This is a genomic window from Sorangium sp. So ce836 (assembly GCF_028553905.1).
In the GTDB taxonomy this organism is placed as follows: Bacteria; Myxococcota_A; Polyangia; order Polyangiales; family Polyangiaceae; genus Sorangium; species Sorangium cellulosum_D.
Genome location: NZ_CP102233.1, coordinates 13,165,134 through 13,185,618, shown reverse-complemented (window position 1 = coordinate 13,185,618; position 20,485 = coordinate 13,165,134). Strand labels below are relative to the sequence as shown.

The window sequence follows — 20,485 nt, the reverse complement described above, 5'->3', positions numbered from 1 at the left end:
CGATCTCATCGGAGCGCTGCGCGACATGCGGCCCCCCCGGCGTTCGCACCGAGGCGTGGGTCTGCGGGGTCTGCGACGCTCGTTTCACCTTCCGCGGCGAGCCCGTGCTGTCGCTGGACGGCCTGGACGCAGAGCTGGCCGCCGGGGGTCTGTACTGCGAGAGCTGCGACGAGCTGCGGCTACCTTTCGAGCGCCTCGCCTGTGCCGGCTGCTCCGCGCCCCTGCGCCACATCGCGGACGTCCTCGATCATCACGGCCGCGAGCGGGACGACCGGCTATGGGACGAGGTGCCGAGCGGCGATCTGCGAAGGGCACCATGTCGTCATGCGGAGGAACAGGAGGCGGTAGACGCGATGATGAGCATCGAGGGTACGTCAACCACAGCGAATCACCCCGCCGGCATGCTGGAGCCCGAGGAGCCTCGGGACGGTGCTGGCACCGCCGCGCATCACGGGTCACCGCGAAGCCTGCACGTGCCGAGCGAAGCTCTACCGCGCGGCGTCAACGTGTGCACGGTGGCCATCCGGGACATCGTGATCCCGCAGAACCGGGTGCCTGATCCAAGCGTCGTCCGCCAGCTCAAGACGTCGATCGCCGATCTCGGACTGTTGAACCCGATCATCCTCACCTCTGATGGCGAGCTCGTGGCCGGAAGAAACAGGGTCGCCGCCTACGCCGAGCTGGGGTACTCGCAGATCGAGGCCCGCATCCAGACGTGGGACGCCATCGATCGGGAGCTGGTCGAGATCGATGAGAACCTGGTTCGTCGCCGGATCCCTGTGCTCGAGCGCGGCCGGCTGCTTGCACGGCGGAAGGAGCTCTACGAGGCGCTCCACCCGGAAGCGCGGCAGCACGCCCGGGGCGGGCACGCCAAGGCGGCGGCGGGTGCAGCCGAAACCATTTCGCCCGCACCTGCCTTCTCGACCGACGCGGCCGCCAAGCTCGGGACATCCGAGCGGACCGTGCAGGAGGAGATCCGCATCGCGAACGACCTTGCCCCGGAGGCGGCCGAGTTGATCCTGGGCACTCCGCTCGCGGACGAGAAGGTGAAGCTCATGCAGCTCACCCGCCTTCCGGGGCATCAGCAGGCTGCTGTGGCACGGCTGTTCGTCGACGGGCGAGCCAAGAGCGTGAAGGCGGCCGTGGCCGTGCTCCAGCGTAGCGCCAGCCAAACCGACACGCCGCATCCCAAGCCGAAGAGCAGGGTGGAACGCGCTCGACCGGGTCCCTGTGGCACCGGAGGGCTCCCGTCCCAGGGCGAGGAGCTTGTTACCACGCCCGCGGTACCGCAGGGCTCGATGGTGCCGAACGACCCCGCGGATGCGCGCCGCCTGCCTGCCCCCCGCGCCGAGGATCTCGCCAGCACCGATGACGTCGAGACCGACGGACAAGAGTTGGTGAGCATTCCTCAGGCGCTCGCCGACGTACGAGACAAGCTGAGACGCGCGAGGCCGGGCAGGATGAACGCCGATGTCGTGTCGACCCTGCGCGAGCTCCTCACCGAGATCGTTCGCGAGCTGAGCCTCCACGAAGAAGCCAGCACTGGATCAGGCTGAACAGCCTCTGACCTACATAACGGGCCTCGGCCCGGCCCTCGTGAAAGGGCGCGCTGGCGCGGCGAGAAAGGGCGGTTCTGCGTCCCCCGCCCGGTCAGGCGCCCAGGAGCATGGCTTGAGCGGCGCAGGGCGACACTTTTTCTGCGATGGCACACGCTGCCGCAGCCCGGAGCGTGGCTGACATCCTGTGCCAGCCATCGCTGCCCCCAGACCACAACTACGAGCATCCGCAATACGATACACCGCTGGGAACCATCGCGCATGGAGCCGTGTGGCATCTTGGGCCGTGCGGGAACCGCGCCCGACGAGGTGCCCGTTTTCCTGAAGTCTTTCGAGTGGATGGACTGCGAGAACGAAAAGCAGGGCGCGTGGTTCTTCTCGCCGGGCGGTCCGGCCGTCGAGGGCGTTTCCCGGAGCGCCACTTCGGGAGTGCCCCTGACCTCGACACTGGGACGCCAGCGCTTCGATGGCCTTCACGCGCGCTCTTTGGACGAATGCAGGGGTCGCGCGCGAGGCCCCGACGAGCCGCCGAGCGGCTGGCGCATCGAGGTGCGCGTACAAGCCGGCCCGGCGAACGAGCGCTCCGGAGCATCCGAGTTCCTGCGCCGCCCCAACGGCGCTCGTGGTGCCGGTGGTGGTGCCGCCCTCGGACATGGCGGTCGTGCACTGCGCCGGGATTCCACTCTCGGTGCAATTCGACGACGGTCAACCGCGCATCCGTGACGTCGACCTCGCCGCGCTCCTCCTGCTGCAAAGGCCCACGAACATCCGGGTCGTCATCAGGGGCAACCTCGAGTTCCTTGAGGGTCATCGCGTGCGCACGCTCTCCGTGCAGACGCCGGTGCCCACGGGCGGTGTGAGGGAGGACACCATGGATGAATTCTGGCTGAGCGCTCAGGACGCCCTGCTCGTGGCCAGTCAGAGCCGCATAAAGAGGGGCAAGGAGATCACGCACTCCGCCGATCCGCTGGAGCAGACGACAGCATCGACCGCCTCCCGCCCGAGGCAGAGCAGGAGGTCTTCGAGACCAAGATAGCTAGCCGCCAGAACCTTCTCGTGGACCCCTACGACAAGCGCAAAGGCAAGCCGATGGAGAAACAGGTGGCGATTGCGCACGCTGGTCGCGGAGCCAGCCGCGACCGCTGGGCCCGCTGTTCGCCAAGTCCGAGCAGAGCAGATCGAGCGCCGGCTCGCTGTCTTGGAGAGCACCAGCGTGCTCGTCGCCCGCGCGCTCCTGCTTCCCCCCAAGTCGATCCCGGGGACGCCGGCTACTCTGTGAATCGCCTCGTCGAATAGCCCTGCCCCACGCACGAGCCGGATCATCGACTCCTGCAGTTCGGCTCAGTTGCTTCGCCGTACCCACGGCTCGACGATCTACGAGTACGATCTTATCAGTGCCCCATCCCTTCACATACGTGGCGCCAATACGCTACCCTATCTTGGCTGCGATGTTCCCCCGAAAAACGATTCCTCGCGTGAAGAACGGCCGCGTCCAAAGGAAGAACCGCGACACCATCACGGCGCCTGACGATTACACCCTTGGCGCCTCGTTCCAGATCGTTCGCCGCGCTCCTGGCCCCAACAACGTCCACGTCGTGGACGAGGACGACGTCCGTCGCTTTCTGAGCCTGCTTCCCGACTGGTCCACGCTGGGCGTCGGCATCCCCGCTATCGTGATCGATGCCAACCGCCAAGAGTTCGAGGGATGCTATCGAAAAGACGGCGTCATCGTGCTCACCTCGTGGCCCGCGGAGATGGTGCGAGATGTTGTAGAGCGTCAGTAAAAATGACCCCCGCGCGACAGTAAAACTGACCCCCCTCCCTCGCGCCAGAGCGGAGGAAACGGCATGGAAATCAGGGACTTGGACGTGGCACCTCTCGGTTCGGAGGTGCAAGAGATGATCGAGCCGGACGTTATCCGGCAGATTCGCGAGCTTACGGCCCGAGGGTGGGGCTCCAAACGGATCGCCGCGGAGCTCGGCGTGGCTCGCAACACGGTCCGCCGTTATTTGCGCGGTGGAGCCACCGCCGAGGTGCAGGTACGCCCTCGTGGTCGCTGCTTGGACGAGGATGGCCGCGCTGAGGCCAAGCAGCTCTTCACCGGCTTGGCGGAGGGCAACGCCGTGGTCGTCGCAGGCGAGCTTGTCAGCCGTGGCATCACGGTGAGCCCGAGGACCGTGCAGCGCGTCGTTGCCGATCTTCGCCGTGGGCAGAGGGCTGCCGACGTGGCCAGCGTGCGGTTCGAGACCGACCCTGGCTATCAGATGCAGATCGACTTCGGTCAGAAGCAGGTCCGCATCGCCGGCACGTTGGTCCGGGTGCACCTGCTGGTCGCCGTATTGAGTCACTCACGGCGGCTCTTCGTCAAGGCTTTTCTGAGCGAGCGACAGGACGATTGGCGCGAAGGGATTGCGGAAGCTTTCCGCCACTTCGGCGGCGTGCCTCGCACCGTGCTCGGGGACAATGCGCGCTCGCTGGTGCTCGGCCGCGAGCGCGAGACAGGCTCCGTGACGTTCCACCCGGCTTATCTCGCCTTCTGCCGGGACTGGGACGTCACCCCGCGCGCCTGCGGGCCCTACCGGGCGCGCACCAAGGGCAAGACGGAGTCGGGCGTCAAGTACGTCAAGCGCAACGGGCTGGCCGGGCGCGAGTTCGAGTCCTTCGCCGCGCTCGAAGCCCACCTGGTCCGGTGGATGGCCGAGGCCGACCACCGCATCCATGGCACGACGCACGAGGCGCCGCTTGTGCGCTTCGAGCGCGATGAGCGGCACGCGCTCCGGCCGTTGCCGTCACGGCCCCTGCCGGTCCGAGAGCAGCGGCTTCGCCGACGCGTGGCCAACGACGCCCTCGTCGACGTCGACACGGTCCGCTACAGCGTCCCGCACCAGCTTGTGCGCGACACCGTGGAGGTCGTCGTCGGCGAGCGCGAGGTCCGCATCTACCGAGGAACGGAGCTGGTGGCGCGGCATGAGCGCTCGTTCGAGCCCCATGCTCGCGTCACCGACCCCAGCCACTTCGACGGGCTGTGGCGCAGGCCCGCCGCGCCGACGCCGCCAGAGGCGCCCCTGAGCGCCCTGGAGGCCATGGGCCGAAGCCTGTCGGACTACGCAGCCGTCATCGAGGGGGTGGCCTCGTGAGCCGCGAGCTGGTGCATGCACGCGTCGTCGAGAGCCTGAGCCGGCTCAGGATGCGATCCATCGCCGAGCGGCTCGACGCCCTACTGTCCGAGGCGGCCAGGACCGAGCCGACCTACCTCGATTTCCTGGACAAGATGCTCTGCGAGGAGATCGGGTCCAAGCAGCGCAAGCGGGTGGCGATGGGGATCCAGATCGCGCACTTCCCCGCGATCAAGACCCTCGAGGACTTCGACTTCAAGTTCCAGCCCTCGATCGACCAGAAGCTCGTCCGCGAGCTCGCCACCGGGCGCTTCATCGCCGAGGCCGAGAACGTGCTGGTGTTCGGCCCTCCCGGGGTGGGCAAGACTCATCTGGCCATCGCGCTGGGGCGGGCCGCCGTCGAGGCGGGGCACTCGGTGCTCTTCACGAGCGCGACCGCGCTCCTGGCGACGCTCTCGAAGGCGGAAACCGAGGGGCAGCTCGCGGAGAAGCTCCTCTTCTACACGAAGCCGAAGCTTCTGGTGGTCGATGAGCTGGGCTACTTGCCCTTCGAGAGGCAGAGCGCCCATCTCTTCTTCCAGCTTGTTGCCAGGAGATACGAGAAGAGCAGCACCTTGATCACGATCAACCAAGCCCAGTACAGCGAGAGTCACAGAGGATTCGAACCCCACTCAGCCGATCGTCGCCGCTGAGGCATTGCTGGCGCTGGCACGCTGGCTGCACATGCGGTGCGACGGAGCCCCGCAAGAGCGGCGCGATCCAGGACGAACGGTGCCCCATGTCCGCGCAGAGGACCACGGCGGATCATCTGTGGACGGTACTGACGCCCGAGCGTCAGACACAACTCGTAAGCGTTCTGAGTCTGATGATAAGCCGCCACCTGGCGGCGCGCGAGGAGGCGGCCGATGAAGACGTCGGCGGCGCCGAACGTGCGAATCGAGGAGCGCCCGACGAAGATCGGAGGTCGCCACCTTGAACGCCTCGCGGTCGTGTACATCCGGCAGTCCTCACTGCATCAGGTCCAGCACCACCAGGAGTCGACCCGCCTACAATACAGCCTCGAAACCATGGCGCGCGAGCTCGGCTGGGAATCGGGGCGCATCCTGGTGCTCGACGAGGATCTCGGGACCTCTGGGGCGTCGGCGGCAGGGCGGCAGGACTTCCAGCGGCTCTTGGCCGAGGTCGCGCTCGACCACGTTGGAATCATCTTGGGTGTGGAGATGTCTCGGCTCGCGCGCTCGAACAAGGACTGGCACCAATTGCTCGAGCTGTGCGCTCGCTTCGGCACCCTGATTGCCGACCTGGACGGACTCTATGACCCGTCGCTCTACAACGATCGCCTGCTCCTGGGGCTGAAGGGGACGATGTCCGAAGCGGAGCTACACATCCTGCGGCAGCGGCTGCTCCAGGGCAAGCGGCAGAAGGCGCGCCGTGGAGAACTGAGCAAGCCGGTGCCATCGGGCTACCTCCTGCAGGCATCCGGCGAGGTCGTCCTCGATCCGGATGAGTCGGTCCAGGCGGTCGTGCGCTTCGTCTTCGAGCAATTTGACCGCCTCGGGACCGCGCACGGAGTGCTCCGTTCCCTGGTCGAGCAGGGACTTCAGATAGGCGTGCGCCGTCGCTCTGGAGGCGACCGCGGAGCTCTCGAGTGGCACCGTCCCCACCGCGGTATGGTCATCAACATGCTCCGCAATCCCATCTACGCAGGTGCGTATGTGTACGGACGGCGACAGACGGATCCACGGCGACAACAACCCGGGCGCCCGGCCACGGGGCGCACACCGCTGGTCGAGCCGGAGGACTGGCAAGCCTGCGTCCGCGATCGCTTTCCCGCCTACATCACATGGGAGCAATTTGAGCGTAACCAGGCTCGCTTGAAGGCCAACCGAAAGTCAAACAGCACGGGTGCGGTACGCAGCGGGAGTGCCTTGCTTCAAGGGCTCATCAGGTGCGGTCGCTGCAACCTGGGCATGTTCGTCCGGTACGCTAAATACAAGGGCCGAATCTATCCGCATTACGTCTGCGGTCAGGAGGCGGCCCACCATGGCAGCCGTCTCTGCATCAATATCTCGGGTAGCTGCATCGATCAGGCTGTTACGGCATTGGCGATCGCGGCGCTGGCTCCGGCCGCATTGGAGATTAGCCTTCGGGTCCGCGCCGATCTCGAGCAGCAGCGCGCCCAGCAGGAGGCTCTCTGGCAGCAGCGACTCGAACGGGCACGCTACGAGGCGGAGCGCGCCGCGCGCCAGTTCAAGAGCGTCGAGCCCGAGAATCGACTCGTCGCCCGCACTCTCGAGCGCGCCTGGGAGGACGCTCTCCGCGCGGAGCGCGACCTGCGCGAGTCGTACGAGCGGCACTCGAAGCAGATGCCGCAGGCCCTGACGCCCGACGACGTCGCTGCCATCCGCGCCTTGGCGACCGACCTGCCGGCGCTCTGGAACGCGCCCACCACGACGCCCGCGGATCGCAGGACGGTGTTGCGGCTCCTCATCGACCATGTCGATATCTCGGCCAACCGCGAGAGCTCGTGGACGGATCTCGTGGTGCATTGGGCCGGTGGCCGTCTGACGCACCAACGCCTCCGCCGCCCCGTCCACAAGCTTGTCCAGACGGGCGACAAGGACGCGCTCATGGCTACGATCCACGACTTGCGCCGCAAAGGCTTCACCGCAGGGCGCATCGCCGAGCAACTCAATGCTGACGGCTGGATCACCCCGACGCAGCACAACCACTTCAACGAGCGCCTCGTGCGGATGCTGCTGCATCGTTACGGTAACGTGCCTCGCGGCCCCAAGCCGCCCCCCAGGGACGCAGAGAACGCTTGGTGGCTTGCAGATCTGGCTCGCGAGCTGAAGATGCCCGTCGTGACGATGTACGGGTGGGTCAACCGCGGGCTGGTGCAAACGCGCTGGATCGACGGCCAGCGGGCGGTGATCGCCGATAAGGCCGAGCTGCGGCGGCTGCGCCAACTCCGCCGCAAGAACCTCATGCACCAGGCGAGGAAGCCCTCGAAGAAAACGTGACAGGAGATGCATCATGCGTGGTCGATCACGACAAACCAGGTGGTGACGCAGTGGGGCGCGGTCTTCGGGGATGAAGTCCTCGCTGCCGCGATCCTCGACCGTCTGCTCCACCACAGCCACACCCTGATGATCTCGGGAGACAGCTACAGGCTGAAGCAGAAAAAGAAGGCGGGGCTGCTCGGCGGGAACGCCGCGTCGGCCAGGTGACACTGGGGGCGCAGGGAGGGGGTCAGTTTTACTGTCGTAAGGGGGTCAAAAGTTACTGTCGCTTGACAGATGTCCCCCTATGGCACTATGACGCACACTGGGAAGTCTTCGAACGCATCGGCGTGCCCTGCGAGATTGTCGAAGCTTCCACTAACGAGGACGTCGAAGGCGACCTCGAGCCGGAGCCCTTCGCGCGCTGCTGGTTCGAGCCACACACGGCGCGCGATTACACGCTAATGCACATCTTCCTTCACGAACTCGGCCACCACCAGGACGCTCGGACGCTGCGCCGCGGCGCGCGGGGCGATCGCGGCGAGGACTATGCCGAGGCATTCGCGTTCCAGCGGGAGCAGGAACTCTGGCCTCGTTACCGCGCCGCCTTCGGGCGCCCCGCCCGATCGCATTGAGGACGCGACGAGGCTAGTCGGGCTCAGCGAGAATACCACACACTCCTTCGCGTCGCTCGATTGCTTAACCAAGAGGCCGGCCGTAGAGGTGGAGCCCAGAATCCGGTCGGACCCGACGGCGCGTCGGCTCGGGCCGTGCACCTCACTTCCACAAGAGGCAAAGGTGGAAAGGTCTGGAGGAGGGACGGAGATCCGCCTGGCTTGCGTGCCGTGCCGGCTGTGGAACCCTCGGCCGGTCGCCTCCCCTCCCCGAACCGCCCGCTACTCATCGCCCGACGCGTGCGGTGGGTGCGTTTCTGCAGTGAGTGCGCTCTAATGTGTGTGGGCCGCGACGCAGCGGCCGGACTGGAGGAGCACATGGCAAGCGGCGGCAAGGGTAGTGGTGGCGGCGGCAAGGGTGGCGGCGGCGGCGGCGCCAAGGGCGGCGGTGGAGGTGGCGGTGCCAAGAGCGGCGGCGGCGGGAAAGGGGGTGGCGGGCAGGGTCCCGGCTGGCCGAGCGGGACAGGCAAGCCCTCAGGCGGAGGTCGGCAGAACAATCCGCCGTCGAAGTAGGCGGCGATCCGGCCAGCTGCTGGGACTGGCGGACCGCGGGCGAGGCGCACTCCGATCGCCGTCTGGCAGAGTTGCGCCGGCGCACGCTTCGGCTGGCAACCCACACCGACCACCGAGAAGCAGTTGCGCGCCTGCTACAGTTCACGCCAAGTAGCTGATCCGGGGCACGCGCCAACTGCGCCCACCCCGGAGCGCCGGCCAAGGTAACGCGCGTCGTGTCGGGGCTAGAAGCAGACCTTGCGGCGGGAAATGGCCTCGTCGAGCTCGCCGTGCTTGTTGGTCAGGGGCGATGGATGTCGAACGCCATGGATGCAGTCTACCGTGCCCGCCCTCTGTCGCCAAACAGGCGGCAGCTGTGTGACGCCGCCCGCCGCGATGAGGCGCAGCACGGTTGCTCTCCCGTGGGGGCTCCAGCACCGCGCTGTGATTATCCGCCGCCGCGCTGGTAGAAGCGATACGCCTCGATCCACTCGAAGCCCTCCGGGGGAGACTTCGGTAGCGGCAGGTCCACCACCGGGATGCGCTGCACCAGCGCGCCGCGCTTGCAGATGGCGACGATCTCGTCCGCGTCGTTGAAGTCGACGCCAGTGACCTGAACCGGCGCGCCGAGCACGTCCGTCTCGAAGGGGACCCCGAGGTGCTCCTGGATCATCGTCAGGAAGCCGATGCGTCGCTCGACCTCGTTGTACGCGTCGACGGTGGCCTCCTCGACGAGCTCCTTGAGGCGTGCCGTGCTAGTGTTCGGCCTGGTCGCCCGCGCTGACCCGCGCCGGGTGGCGATCGTGAGCTCGCTCCCCGCGGACTTCTTTGCGGTGCTCCTTGTCTCGGAGATCCTCGTCTTGGCTCGGGCCGCCATGGTACACCTCCGCGCGAGATCCTGCACGCCATGCTGTCGGGCTGCCACCGTGGACGCCGGGGACACGGCGCTCTCCCATGGAAGAGACGCCCGACACCCTCGGTGCGGCGGCCATCTCTTGGTCGTGCCGGCCTCACCCGTGCAACCCGCTCCGTCGCCGCCACGAGGCCGCATGCCGCACGCGGCGCCTACTTCCCGCAGCACCTCTTGAACTTCCGCCCGCTGCCGCAAGTGCAGGGATCTTGTCGCCCGATCGACGCCGCGCGAGCGTCGGGCTTGCGGCCTGCCTGCTCCGCCTTCAGCAGCGGATCGAGCACCATCCACGTGTTGGCTGGTGTCCAGGGCCGGTGCAGCGCCTCGGCGAGCTCGCCCGGCAGGTAGAATTGCTCCGGCGCGCCACGAGCCGTGGCTGCGATGAGGGACAGCGATACCAGTAGCTTCTTCCCGTCCGTGATCCCATCGGTCCAGGACATCAGCGGCAGCGTGCGGACGAGCTCTTCCTCCATTGGATCGTCCAGCCGCTCGGCCCCCGGATCGAAGTAGCTCTCGCCGATGCGGCGGACCACCGCCTCGAGCTCCTCGGCGGGCGCTTCAAGGAGCTGGGCGGTGATCTCGCAGCAGAGCTGCACCTCGCGGCCCATCGCCTCGCGGATCCGCTTAGCCTGCGGCGTACGGGCGGTGCTGGGGGCCGCGTGAAGCGCCTTCGCGATCTCGGCGCGGGTGTTCTTCGCCCGGGTCCCGATCGCGAGGAGCGCGAACAGCGTGTCGAGCAGCTCGAAGAAGCTCACGTCCTCCGCGAGCGCCCGCTTGTAGTCGGGCAGCATGAGCTTGCCGAGGCGCGCCGCCGCCCACGCGCCCTTGAGGATGAACGCGACGACGCCCGTCCCGGTGAGAGGATAGCTGAACGCGGCCCGCGCTCCCTTGTGCTGGTCGGTGAGCGACACGTACTGCTCTCGGTCGGCGGTGATCGCGCCGAGGAGGGCCATGTGTCCCGCGCCGTGCAGGAGGTTCCAGTACGCGTGAAGGACCTCTTCGTCCTGGGCCCGGCGGCTGCGGCGCGACCGGAGCATGGGCCCCTGCAGCGAGAGCTCCCGTCCCATGGCCAGGTAGAGGTCGAGGAACACCGGGCCGAGGAGCGGCTCCCAGGCCGCGACGGCGAGGAAGTCCTCCCGGCTCACCGAGTCGGACGCGACGAGGAGCCGCCGTAGCAGGCGCGCGTGCCCTCGCTCTCCGCCGAGCTGCTTCGCGAGGTCCATCCTCTCCCGGAGCCGGGTGATCTTCCGGGAGATCGCGTCGAGCTCGCCGCGCGTCACGAGGGGGAGATCCCCGGCCCGCATGCCCCGACCGAGGCACGTGACGAAGTGGCCGCTCCGCGTGACGACCAGGAACGGGCCCTGCACGGGATCGTCGAGCGAGATCGCCACCCGCTCCACGCGCTCCGGCAGCGTGGCGGTATCGAGGACTGCACGGAGCAGCTCCGGATCGCGGTAGAGCTCGAGCGCGAGATCCACCTCGCTGCGCGGCAGGCGATCGAGGCGTGACAGGAAGTGCTCCGCATGTTGCACGCCGGCCTGGGTACCCGCGCGGACAGGGAGGGACAAGTCCGCCACGTCCTCCGACCCGGCGCGCCCGAGGACCAGCCGCTGGCTACCGACGTGGAGCCCGATGCGCACTCGCTGAGCCGCTCACGCCAGACGTCTCGAGGCGGGCACTCGAGCAGAGGACGACGAGCACGCCGCCTGACGGGAGCTGGTCGAGGTAGTCCACGGGCCAGTGCCCCGTGGAACCCGCCCAGGACGTCGCCTCGACGAGTACGCGGGCGCCGCGCACTTCGTCGACGTCCGCGCAGCTCGGATCCGCCGAGGAGATGGGTGCGGCCCGTTTCTTCCAGCCCGAGCACGCTGGAGGATGGCGTTGTTCTTCGCTCCCGCGGTGGGGTACATGCCCGAGCGTCAGCGACCGTACCGCCGCCAGCCGCGGCGTCGCCTTGTCCTCGTCATATCCGCGCGTTGCGCCACTTCTGGCAGATGTCTCCAGGTCTTGCCCTGATCGATGTTCCGGATGCTCTTCGCGTCCACGCCGAACTCGAAGGCGATGATCCTCGGGCTCACGCCCTGGTCGAGCAGCGTGCAGATCCTCCGAACCTGCTCCTCGTTGAGCTGAGCCCGCGGATTGTTGACCCCGGAGGTGCCGCGCAGCGGCGAGGCCGGCGGAAGAGCGGCGCGATCGATCTGCTCGATCCGCGATGCGTCCGCGTCGTGCGGCTTGGGCTTCGTCCCCTCGTACAAGTGCCGCGGGTTGACGCACGACTTCTTGCCGCACGAGTGCAGGACCATCCCGGCGGGAGGGCGGCCGTGCTCGATCTCGAACATGTGCCGGTGGGCCACGACGAGGCGACTTCCGAGCCGGAAGACGCCGTAGCCGCGGTTGTTCACCGTGCCCAGCCAGTACCAGCACTCGTTGTCGCCGCCGGCTGGGACCAGCTTGCGGAACCTCGCGAACGATGAGGCAAGCTCCCCCTGCGTGGTGGAAGGAGATCGCCGAGCGTCGGAGCTGGGCTTCTTGTTGGTCACGGCCGTCCCGCGGAGGTTCAACTGCCGCCGGCAGCGACATCGGCCGCTCGGCGGCACAACCACTACAACAAGAGCCGGCCTCCATCATCTCCAGCGGCGGGACGAGGGAGGGGGAACCTCGGACGTCCCCGATCGTGCCGAACCAGCCAGGGCTTGGTGGGGTGGTCCGCCTTCGGATCTTCCTATTAGGAGTCTATGTTGAGTAGATATTTGTATATGATTACAAGCAGTTATATGATGATCATAGATCCCATCCTCGGCTACTCAACACCGTGTCCCAATTGCAGAATACCGAGGCGAGGCCCTCCGACCCTGGCATCAACGAGCACCATCTACCCCTCGATGCCGGCATCCGCTTCCGGCCCGTAGGTCCAGGATCGCCTTCGCGGACTTCCTCCAGAAGAACAAGCTTCAGCGACGGTCCGATCATCGCGCCATCCTCGTTGACCTCCCGCATCCGCCGGCAGCTATCCTCTGTCCCAGCAGACGAGAGAACGGCGCGGGGAACACGCCCTGGCCTCCCGGTTGTTGTGAGGACTATGACTGCGCGTAGATGGAGACCCCTCCCACCCGGCGCTGGATGTACTCGCGCGGGGCGGGAGAGGGAGCCGGTGACCGGCATCGAGATGGCCGACTGCCGACGCGCCCGGCACCGCGCTCTACTTCTTCTCGCTGCACTCCATCGCGCACGCGAGATCGCCGGCCTTGCAGCCACAAGGTGGTCCCCCCGCCGGCGGCGATGGCGGGGCGCCCGCAGGTATCGGCGGCAAAGCCGCGGGCGGGGGCGGCGGCTCGGCAGCAGGTTCACGCGCCGCCGAAGGCAGCCTTGGCGCGCGAGCAGGCGCACCGTTCCCGGCCGCCCGCTCGGATTGCGCGGACGGGGACGGCGAAGCCGCGTCCTTCGCTACCACCGTGCCTACGGGCGGCGCCTCGGTGCTCGAAGGCGCTGCGGCAGGCACATCCGCTCGTGCTCCGGCATCGGGAAGGGCGGGCGCCTCCGTCTTCGGTTCAGGACGATCGATCAGCGTGAGCGCCACCGCGGCGCCGATGTCGAGCTTCGCCGTGATGCCGCTCGGGAGGGTCCACATCGTCACCGTGCCCTGCGTGCTCCCCGGCGCCGTAGATCCCGGCGAGCACGCCCGGCAGGTCGCCGAGCTTGTCGTCGGCCGAGAGGTTGACCACCACGCGGATGACGCGATCCTCGCGGAGCCAGACGACCGCGTTTCCCCAGTTCGACGACGCGCCCTCAGCGGGGATCAACGTCACCGCCCCCTGCCAGTAGCTCTCGGCGTCGGGATCGCGTTCGCGATCTGCACCCCGAGCTTCGCCGCCGTCCCGTCCAACTTCGAGCGCGAGGAGTAGACGGAGTAGCTCGCCGGCACGTCGGGCTTGAGCTGGTGGTCGCTCTGCGTAGCGCGGGCAAGACCGATTCCACCGAGCTGCCCGGCGCACTTCACGAGCTTGTTCTGGAGCTTCTTCTCGCCGTGCAAGAACGGGCTCCGGCACTTCGCACGAACCTTCTTCTCGGCGCCGGCACCAGGGCCGGCGACGGGACGTCACCCCCGATCAACTTCGGCGCGCGGTTGCTGATGTCCTCGGCCGGCGGGAAGAGCTTCTTCAAGTTGGCCTCCGACATGCCCATCCGCACCCCAGCGTTCGGCGCCGGTAGATTCGGAACCGCCGGAGGGGCCACCGCGAAGCACGTGCCGACCAGGTCGTGGGGGCCAGCCGAGGCCCACCCGCTTCTGCTTCTTGCGGCTGACGACGGGGCCGCCCTGGAGATCGAGCCCCATGATCGGCACACGAGCTTGATGACGTCGACCGTGAGCCGGTCCCCCTCGAGCGCGGCGTGTAGCGGCTTGCCACGGAGCTCGCTGCCGAACTCGCTGCACCTGGCCTGCGGCAGCGTCGAGACGAACCCCGGCCGGGAGGCCGAGCTTGAGCAACACCTCGACCTGCAAGGTGTTGCTGTCGCTCGACGACGTGCCCGTGAGCGCGAAGTCGCCGGGCTTGTACGGCGAGCTCGGCCCGATGGGCATCACCGTAAACTTCACGTCGGCGCCGGCCGACGTGGTCGCCTCGAAGACGACGCCGTCCTCGGCACGCCTCGGCCGAGGAAGGAAGCGACCGGTGACGCCGTCCCGCTCGTCGTCGCGGTTGATGTACTTGTGGCTCCGGAAGACGTCGCGAGCGCGTCACGCACGACGTAGCGCCGGCGCCCGAAGCCGAGCGCGATAACGGCGAGCAGCACGGCCACCCTGTCGAGCGCTGTCCGGCGCCGGGACGCACGCCATGCCCGCTCGATCCCGACGTTGGCATCGAGCAGGGCGGCGCAGTGGTGGACGTACTGCTCGCATCGTGCGTGGCGAGCACGGCCATGCAGCCGGACGATCACCGACGTGCGCCCGCACTACGGGCGGACGCAGATGACCACGGTTACCATGACCGCGGTTGCCTGCACCACGCAGGTGCCTGGAAGGGGGTCTTCACGACCTCCCCTTGGCGGGGCTGGGTGCGCTGGGCGTTGGTAGGGGGTGCATGGGGTCGCTCCGAAGGTAGCTCCGCCAGCCTTGCTAACCATCGACGGCCCCGGCGCACCGAGGTCATGGCCTCATAAGTGTCCGGATCGGCTCAGAAGGGCAGCCCGACCGGAGGCGCGGGCCCACGCCTCCGCCTTGGTGCACGAGCGCCAAGATCACCCCCGAACGCGCCACGCACTTCGCCCGCGAGATGAGCGCGATCGACTGCGAGGCCCTCTCCGCGTGCAGAGCAGCTGCCGCACCCGCTCCGCCAACGTGGCGAGTTCCTTCGCGCGTGCTTTCGGCGTCATCGCGCACCTCCCGAGGCTCGCTCGTCGGTTCGGTTGGCCGGGGTGTTCGCCCTGAGCCACTTCACCCGCAGACCGCAGCCGGCGATGCCGCGCAGGGGCTCCTCCGGCCGTGGCAGGTTGTGCCAGTGCGCTCCCTGCGCGAGCGCGCCGGCGTACAACGTGCCGGCGAGGACCACGAGCTGGGGCGGCAGCTCGAACGACGGCAGGAGCTGACCGACCGTGCGCACGCCCCAGTCCTCGCGCTCGCGCTTGTTGTACAGGCGCAGGCTCCGGTCGTACGGGCGGAGCACCGCCTTCGGTGCGACCGCGCCGTAGAACGCCGACACGATGAGCACCGCGTCGCAGGTCCTCTCGGCGTAGTCGTACGCGGCCCGGAAGAACGCCGACGTGTAGAGCTCGCGCGCCGGCGCCGGGCGCTTCTGCTTCGAGGCCGAGCAGCCCACGAGCGCGACCCGCGAGGCGCCCGGCTTCTTCTCCGTGAACGTGGACCTCTCCCATCACGCGCGGAGCGGCGCGTGTGGAAGCGCGCCCGAGGGGAGCTTCCCAGGCGCGCCACGTCGATGCTTCAGAAGAGCGCCGGCTCCGCTCCGCGCCGAGGGAGAGCCTCGACGGTGAGCAGATGCCGCTCGGCGACTTCTTCTTCGCCCACGCCGACGACCCGGGCGGTGCTGTAGCCCTCCGTCTCCTTGCGGCGGACGATGACGCGTTCGCCCGCTTCTGTGATGAGGTGCACCGCGCCGCCCGGCGCCGTCTCGATGCGGATGACGCGCAGCCCTTCATCGCGATCCCCTCGACGAAGGGCGCCGGCCTTGTTGCTTCTGCTCGCGCAGGCGCAGGCCGACCATCTTCGCGACCGCCTCGGCGCCCGCGTTGTCGAGGGCCCGGATGAGCACGTCCTTCTCCGCTCCGGTGACGGAGATGCCGAGGAACAGCACCCCGTCCATCCGTCGAGCCTCTCGGATGAGCTTCACCGCGGCGACGTCACCGCGCACGTGCGCCAGGTTGACGAAGACCGTCCCATCCGACCCCACGGCGAACGGCGCCGTCGCGATCTTCGGGCTCACGATGACAGCCGCGCGCGCGTGATCCGGGACTTCTGCGAAACGGCGTGCGCGATCGACAGGAAGAAGTCCACGACCTCGTGGAGCAGGGGGAAGGGCGGCGGGCCGAGCTCCTCGAACGGGTCCGGGATGTCGAGCACGCGCCCGCCTGGGCAGCCGAGCATCAGGGTGTCGATCCAGTGATCCGTCTCGGCGAGCGGCACCACCCAGTAGCCGAGGAGGCCGAGATCAGCGAGCAGGTCCTGGTAGGACTTCATCATCGCGATCGCGAACTGGTGGTAGTAGCCCCACTGCGGTTCCGCGGCCGTGTATGCCCGAAGGAGCCTCCGGGTGAGACGACGGCGGATGCGATCCAGGACCGGCGGCGGCACGGCCTTCTTCTTCGCGAGTCTCAGCATTCAATCCTCCAACGAAGAAGACGGCGCGCAGGAGTGCCTGCCCGCCGCCCTCCTGTTCTTGTGGTTCCCAAGGAAGGCGAGCTGCGCTGCCGTCGCGGTCCGGTTCCCTCCGGACGCCGACGTGCTCGGCGATCAGCCCGGGGACGTGGCCACGGTTCCCCGAGGCGGGAGCAGCACTGCATGCACGGCCTCGGCGACGTGCCGGGCGTGAACGCCGTCGCTGCCGTCGAGGTCCGCGATGGTGCGCGCCACCCGGAGCACGCGGAGGTAGGCCACCGCGGAGAAGCCAAGCCGCTGGGTGGCCTCGGCGAGATCACGAGCCCCGGCCGCGTCCGGCCTCGCGACCTGGTCGAGCTCCTGGGGGGAGAGCTGGGCGTTGGTCCGGGCTGTCGCGTCCGCTCGTGCTCGCTCCTCCTGCGCAGCGCGAGCCGCGATGACGCGCTTCTGCACCTCGCACGACGGCTCGTCCTTCGATCTGCTCTGGAGCGCGGCGACGTCGGCCGGCGGGAGCGCCACCTGGACATCGAAGCGGTCGAAGAGCGGATCGCTCAGCCTCGCCCGGTAGGCGCGCAGGCGCTCCGGGGAGCAGACGCAGCGCCGCGCGTAGTCCCCCGCGAGCCCGCAGGGGCACGGGTTGATAGCGGCGACGACGAGCGTCTGCGCCGGGAAGGTCGCACGCGTGCGCCCCCGGGCGAGGGTGACACAGCCCTCGGCCAGGGGCTGCCGTAGGGTTTCCAAGACGCTGCTCCGGAACTCGAGCAGTTCATCGAGGAAGAGCACCCCATGGTGCGCCAGCGAGACCTCGCCGGGGCGCACCGGCTCACCGCCACCGACGAGGCCAGCCCCGCTCACCGTGTGGTGCGGCGCGCGGAAGGGACGTGTGCCTACGAAGCCAACCTCCGGCATGAGCAGCCCGGCAATAGAGTAGACCGAGGTGACCTCGGTCGCCTGCTCGAGCGAGAGCGGTGGCAAGATCCCCGGCATCCGCCGCGCAAGCGTTGTCTTCCCGGCACCGGGCGGCCCCATGAGCAGAAGGTGATGTCCGCCCGCCGCGGCGATCTCCATCGCCCGCCGCGCGGCATGCATTCCACGGAGGTCGGCCAGGTCCGGCGCCGCCGCCGGGGGCACGACGGGGAAGGGCGGCGGCTCCCCCGCGCGCTCCAGCGGCACTCCCTCGCGGATGTAGCGCACGAGCTCGTCCAGGTTGTTGGCCACGAGCACGCGGATCCCGGGTACGCTCGCGGCCTCCCGCGCATTCGCCTTGGGAACGATGGCGTGGGTGACGCCGTGAGCGATGGCCCCGCGCAGGCTCGGGAGCACGCCGCGCACGGGCCGGATTGCGCCGCCGAACGAGAGCTCGCCGAGGATCACCGTGTCCTTCAACGACGCGGTAGAGATCTGCCCCAGCGCGGCGAGGATGGTGAGGGCCATCGGCACGTCGAACGTTCCGCTCCTGGCGACATTCTCCGGCGCAACACGGACTGAGACCCCGTGCTGGTGGAGATCCACGTTGAACTGCTGCGGGGCGGCGCGCCCCCGGACGCGGCTCTCCCTCTGGCGCGGCTCGCTGAGGCCCGTGATCTCGAAGGCGGCCGGTGGCTGTGTGATCGTGGCCTCGACGCGAACGAGATGCGCGTCGAGACCGCTCAGCGACACCGAAAGCGCGTCGGCACACGGCGCGTTCTTGAACTGCTTCATGTCACGACTCCGAAAAAGCCAAAGCGGCGCACGGAAGGTCCCGCACACCGCCTGGGGCTGCTGCTCTGGTTGTGGTTTATGGGTCAGGAATCGACGTACGTCTGCTCGGCACCGTGGAGCCGTCTTCGAAGGCTACGGCGCCGACGAGATCCGCTACGACGACGGCCAGATTGCCTCCGAGATAGCCGCCCCACGCAGGCCGGCGACGGCCGTGGCGGCGCCCTTCTTCATCGCGTCCGCAGTGAGCACGCGGATGACGTAGGGACAGCAGCGTCAGGGTTCTGAGGGCCGGAAGTGGGCACGTTGGACATGAGGACTCTCATGCGCCCGAGCGGGCGCGGCGAAACAAGGGTCGGGATGAATGCAAGACAGAGCGCGGGCTTATGGATCTGCCCGCGAAGCGACCGAGGTCAGCCCATGCAGGCGAGGATCACCTGCGCAATCATCGTCAGAACGGCTGCCGCAATGCGTAGCGCCTTGATGAAGAACTTGGTATTGTTCATGCGTGCAGTACCTCCGTGAAGGAGCTCTCCTTCACAACTCTTATTCCTGCGCTTCGCGGCTCATTGCCTCACGGTCACGAGAAGCGCGACGGTCGCGCCCATCGCATGACAACACCGCGAACTGGTCCAGTGCGAGTTACCAGGGCAGGGATCGGCCACTCTTCCTGCTGGGTGCGAGGCGAGCCGCGCGGTTGGCTGGGCCCGGAGGGCGGAGAGCGTGCACGGTGTGCAGCTGATGCAGGACGGGCGGCGAGCAAAGTGCCGGCGCGGCGAGCGCCGCGGATTTATCCTGTCACCATCGTGATCCGTCTGAGCCGTGAAAGTCTCTTCCGTGCGGACGTCGCCGCGTTGGAGCGGCTCGCCAGGTGGCTCGGTGTGCCGGAGCTACGGCGCTGGCGCACGGAGCGCGAGCGCAAGGCGAAGATCGTCGAGTCGATCGAGCGGCACGAGAAGCGGCTCGCGAAGGTGGACGGGGCCGGGCCACGGGGCACGGGATGCAGCCGGTAGCTCCTCCAGCCTGGCGACGTGCGCCCAGCCGGCCCGGTCGTGGTATCGCGCTCGTGTGCTGCGAGCCGCCGCTCGTCGTACATGACGCTGAGGTGCCGAGGAGAACGTGTCATCTCGAGCGCCTTTCTGTCACTCATGGCGGCTTGTGCGCACTGCGCGCGGCCGATCCCGAAGAGGATCAGCCTGCCTCATAGCTTTGAGCTCATGGTGCGACATGAGGACGAGCCCGAGCCCTCATCCGACGCGCCGCACCCAGCGCTGGTCTGCCTCCGACACCATGCCCCGTGGCACGGCTGCCCGCTGCAGCACGCGTAGCACGCTCGCCGGGTTGCCCCCGCAGAGCCCCGAGGCCCACGCGGGATTCGCCTCGACGACGCCCCAACCTCGCCCCGCCATCCGCCCGATGTCCACGACTGCCGCGGGCGGTAGCTCCACGTCGGCGTCGGCGAGCAGCGCGTCGACCGACGCAGATGCTGCCTCGACCTCCGCTGGATCCGCTTCCCAGTCGCCCGCCGCGCTGCGAGCGATCTCCCCGCCGCGGATATAGGGCGAGAGCGCCGCCACCTCGCGCTCCACCACGAAGAATCGGAACTCCACCTCGAACACCACCGGCTCGCTCACGAGAACAGGCAGATCCAGCGGCAGCCGCGGGTCCGGGTCCAGGGCGGCGCTGTCCGCGTACACGCGCGCGGGGAAGATCTTCTCGTCGGTCGGCTTGATGAACACACGATCGTGGAGGGCCAGGGCATCCTCGAGGGTCGTGAGCCTCACGTCGCGAAGGCGATGGCGCTTCGGCAGCCGCGGCAGCCAGTCAGCGGTCGGTTCGAGCAGCGCGAGCCCGAGATCGTCCAGGATCGCGTCGGCGAGGATCGTCTCGCCGTAGAACACCGGGTCGCGCGCCGCGAGGCCATCGGGGCAGCGGAACGAGTGGAGGCGCTCGACGTCCCAGCCGGCGGCGAGCGCCGCGGCGAACAGGGCGTTCGAGTCTGGGCTGTAGCGGCGGGAGAGGACGAGCGTGGGCACGTGCTCGGATGTACCACGGTGCCCGTCCCCGCCGGAGCCAGATGTCTGGACTGTGGCCCTAGCTGAGGGGCTGGGCATTCGACCGGCGGAGGTACCTGGGGGGCATCCACCACCCCGAGCCGGCCGGCATCGACGCGGCGCAGATCGTCGAGGGTTCGTCCGACGGTTCAGCGTC

Annotated in this window: 19 protein-coding genes and 1 pseudogene; 9 read left to right on the top strand and 11 right to left on the bottom strand. The window is 68.4% G+C overall.

From position 1 onward, the window contains the following. Window positions 1-104: 104 nt before the first annotated feature. The 8 genes and pseudogenes from NQZ70_RS48275 (at window position 105) to NQZ70_RS48240 (ending at window position 8,309) form a co-directional block, all read left to right on the top strand. Window positions 105-1,556, top strand: coding sequence for a ParB/RepB/Spo0J family partition protein (locus NQZ70_RS48275; protein WP_165374539.1), 1,452 nt, complete (start codon window positions 105-107; stop codon window positions 1,554-1,556). A gap of 652 nt (window positions 1,557-2,208) precedes the next feature. After that, window positions 2,209-2,592, top strand: coding sequence for a hypothetical protein (locus tag NQZ70_RS48270; RefSeq protein ID WP_129580255.1), 384 nt, complete (start codon window positions 2,209-2,211; stop codon window positions 2,590-2,592). Between the two features lie 439 nt (window positions 2,593-3,031). Continuing rightward, on the top strand, window positions 3,032-3,340 hold the full coding sequence (locus tag NQZ70_RS48265; protein ID WP_165374538.1) for a hypothetical protein: 309 nt from the start codon (window positions 3,032-3,034) through the stop codon (window positions 3,338-3,340). 114 nt (window positions 3,341-3,454) lie between these two features. Beyond that, window positions 3,455-4,693, top strand: a complete 1,239-nt coding sequence (istA, locus tag NQZ70_RS48260) for an IS21 family transposase (protein WP_129582014.1) — start codon at window positions 3,455-3,457, stop codon at window positions 4,691-4,693. Next, entirely contained in the window at window positions 4,690-5,364 is a 675-nt protein-coding gene (gene istB / locus NQZ70_RS48255; RefSeq protein WP_269467629.1) for an IS21-like element helper ATPase IstB, read from the top strand. Before istA ends, istB begins: the two co-directional genes overlap by 4 nt. A 213-nt stretch (window positions 5,365-5,577) precedes the next feature. After that, the gene (locus NQZ70_RS48250) at window positions 5,578-7,695 is read left to right on the top strand and encodes a recombinase family protein (RefSeq protein WP_129574328.1); all 2,118 of its coding nucleotides are present in this window, start codon (window positions 5,578-5,580) and stop codon (window positions 7,693-7,695) included. Window positions 7,696-7,719: 24 nt separating this feature from the next. Beyond that, a pseudogene (locus NQZ70_RS48245) lies at window positions 7,720-7,902 on the top strand (ATP-binding protein); the annotation flags it as partial. 62 nt (window positions 7,903-7,964) lie between these two features. Next, on the top strand, window positions 7,965-8,309 hold the full coding sequence (locus NQZ70_RS48240) for a hypothetical protein (protein ID WP_129580253.1): 345 nt from the start codon (window positions 7,965-7,967) through the stop codon (window positions 8,307-8,309). Between the two features lie 979 nt (window positions 8,310-9,288). Here NQZ70_RS48240 and NQZ70_RS48235 read toward each other — a convergent pair. The 10 genes from NQZ70_RS48235 to NQZ70_RS48190 all read right to left on the bottom strand — a co-directional run bounded on the left by NQZ70_RS48235 (window position 9,289) and on the right by NQZ70_RS48190 (window position 18,277). Beyond that, window positions 9,289-9,717 (bottom strand): hypothetical protein, encoded by a 429-nt coding sequence (locus NQZ70_RS48235; RefSeq protein WP_207217668.1) that lies wholly within the window; start codon window positions 9,715-9,717, stop codon window positions 9,289-9,291. 188 nt (window positions 9,718-9,905) lie between these two features. Further along, window positions 9,906-11,318, bottom strand: a complete 1,413-nt coding sequence (locus NQZ70_RS48230; RefSeq protein ID WP_207217667.1) for a YecA family protein — start codon at window positions 11,316-11,318, stop codon at window positions 9,906-9,908. A 351-nt stretch (window positions 11,319-11,669) separates the two neighbouring features. Then, window positions 11,670-12,290, bottom strand: a complete 621-nt coding sequence (locus NQZ70_RS48225; RefSeq protein WP_129580251.1) for an HNH endonuclease — start codon at window positions 12,288-12,290, stop codon at window positions 11,670-11,672. A gap of 1,008 nt (window positions 12,291-13,298) precedes the next feature. Next, the gene (locus NQZ70_RS48220) at window positions 13,299-13,556 is read right to left on the bottom strand and encodes a hypothetical protein (RefSeq protein WP_129580250.1); all 258 of its coding nucleotides are present in this window, start codon (window positions 13,554-13,556) and stop codon (window positions 13,299-13,301) included. Beyond that, window positions 13,553-13,780 carry a hypothetical protein gene (locus NQZ70_RS48215; protein WP_129580249.1) on the bottom strand — a complete coding sequence of 76 codons (228 nt, stop codon included), beginning with the start codon at window positions 13,778-13,780 and terminating at the stop codon, window positions 13,553-13,555. The genes NQZ70_RS48220 and NQZ70_RS48215 overlap by 4 nt, the downstream gene beginning before the upstream one ends. A gap of 1,336 nt (window positions 13,781-15,116) precedes the next feature. Beyond that, window positions 15,117-15,563: a DUF6884 domain-containing protein gene (locus NQZ70_RS48210; RefSeq protein WP_129580248.1), complete on the bottom strand. Its 447-nt coding sequence runs from the start codon at window positions 15,561-15,563 to the stop codon at window positions 15,117-15,119. 122 nt (window positions 15,564-15,685) lie between these two features. Further along, on the bottom strand, window positions 15,686-15,853 hold the full coding sequence (locus NQZ70_RS48205) for a hypothetical protein (RefSeq protein ID WP_165374534.1): 168 nt from the start codon (window positions 15,851-15,853) through the stop codon (window positions 15,686-15,688). A gap of 43 nt (window positions 15,854-15,896) precedes the next feature. Further along, on the bottom strand, window positions 15,897-16,184 hold the full coding sequence (locus NQZ70_RS48200; protein ID WP_129580247.1) for a hypothetical protein: 288 nt from the start codon (window positions 16,182-16,184) through the stop codon (window positions 15,897-15,899). Further along, window positions 16,181-16,579 (bottom strand): hypothetical protein, encoded by a 399-nt coding sequence (locus tag NQZ70_RS48195; RefSeq protein WP_129580246.1) that lies wholly within the window; start codon window positions 16,577-16,579, stop codon window positions 16,181-16,183. The genes NQZ70_RS48200 and NQZ70_RS48195 overlap by 4 nt, the downstream gene beginning before the upstream one ends. Before the next feature lie 132 nt (window positions 16,580-16,711). After that, window positions 16,712-18,277, bottom strand: a complete 1,566-nt coding sequence (locus NQZ70_RS48190; protein WP_129580245.1) for a YifB family Mg chelatase-like AAA ATPase — start codon at window positions 18,275-18,277, stop codon at window positions 16,712-16,714. Window positions 18,278-19,155: 878 nt separating this feature from the next. Between NQZ70_RS48190 and NQZ70_RS48185 the strand changes: the two genes are divergently transcribed. Next, the gene (locus NQZ70_RS48185; RefSeq protein ID WP_257792754.1) at window positions 19,156-19,287 is read left to right on the top strand and encodes a hypothetical protein; all 132 of its coding nucleotides are present in this window, start codon (window positions 19,156-19,158) and stop codon (window positions 19,285-19,287) included. Window positions 19,288-19,521: 234 nt separating this feature from the next. Here NQZ70_RS48185 and NQZ70_RS48180 read toward each other — a convergent pair whose 3' ends face one another. Continuing rightward, window positions 19,522-20,310: an ATP-grasp domain-containing protein gene (locus tag NQZ70_RS48180; protein WP_165374533.1), complete on the bottom strand. Its 789-nt coding sequence runs from the start codon at window positions 20,308-20,310 to the stop codon at window positions 19,522-19,524. Between the last annotated feature and the right edge of the window lie 175 nt (window positions 20,311-20,485).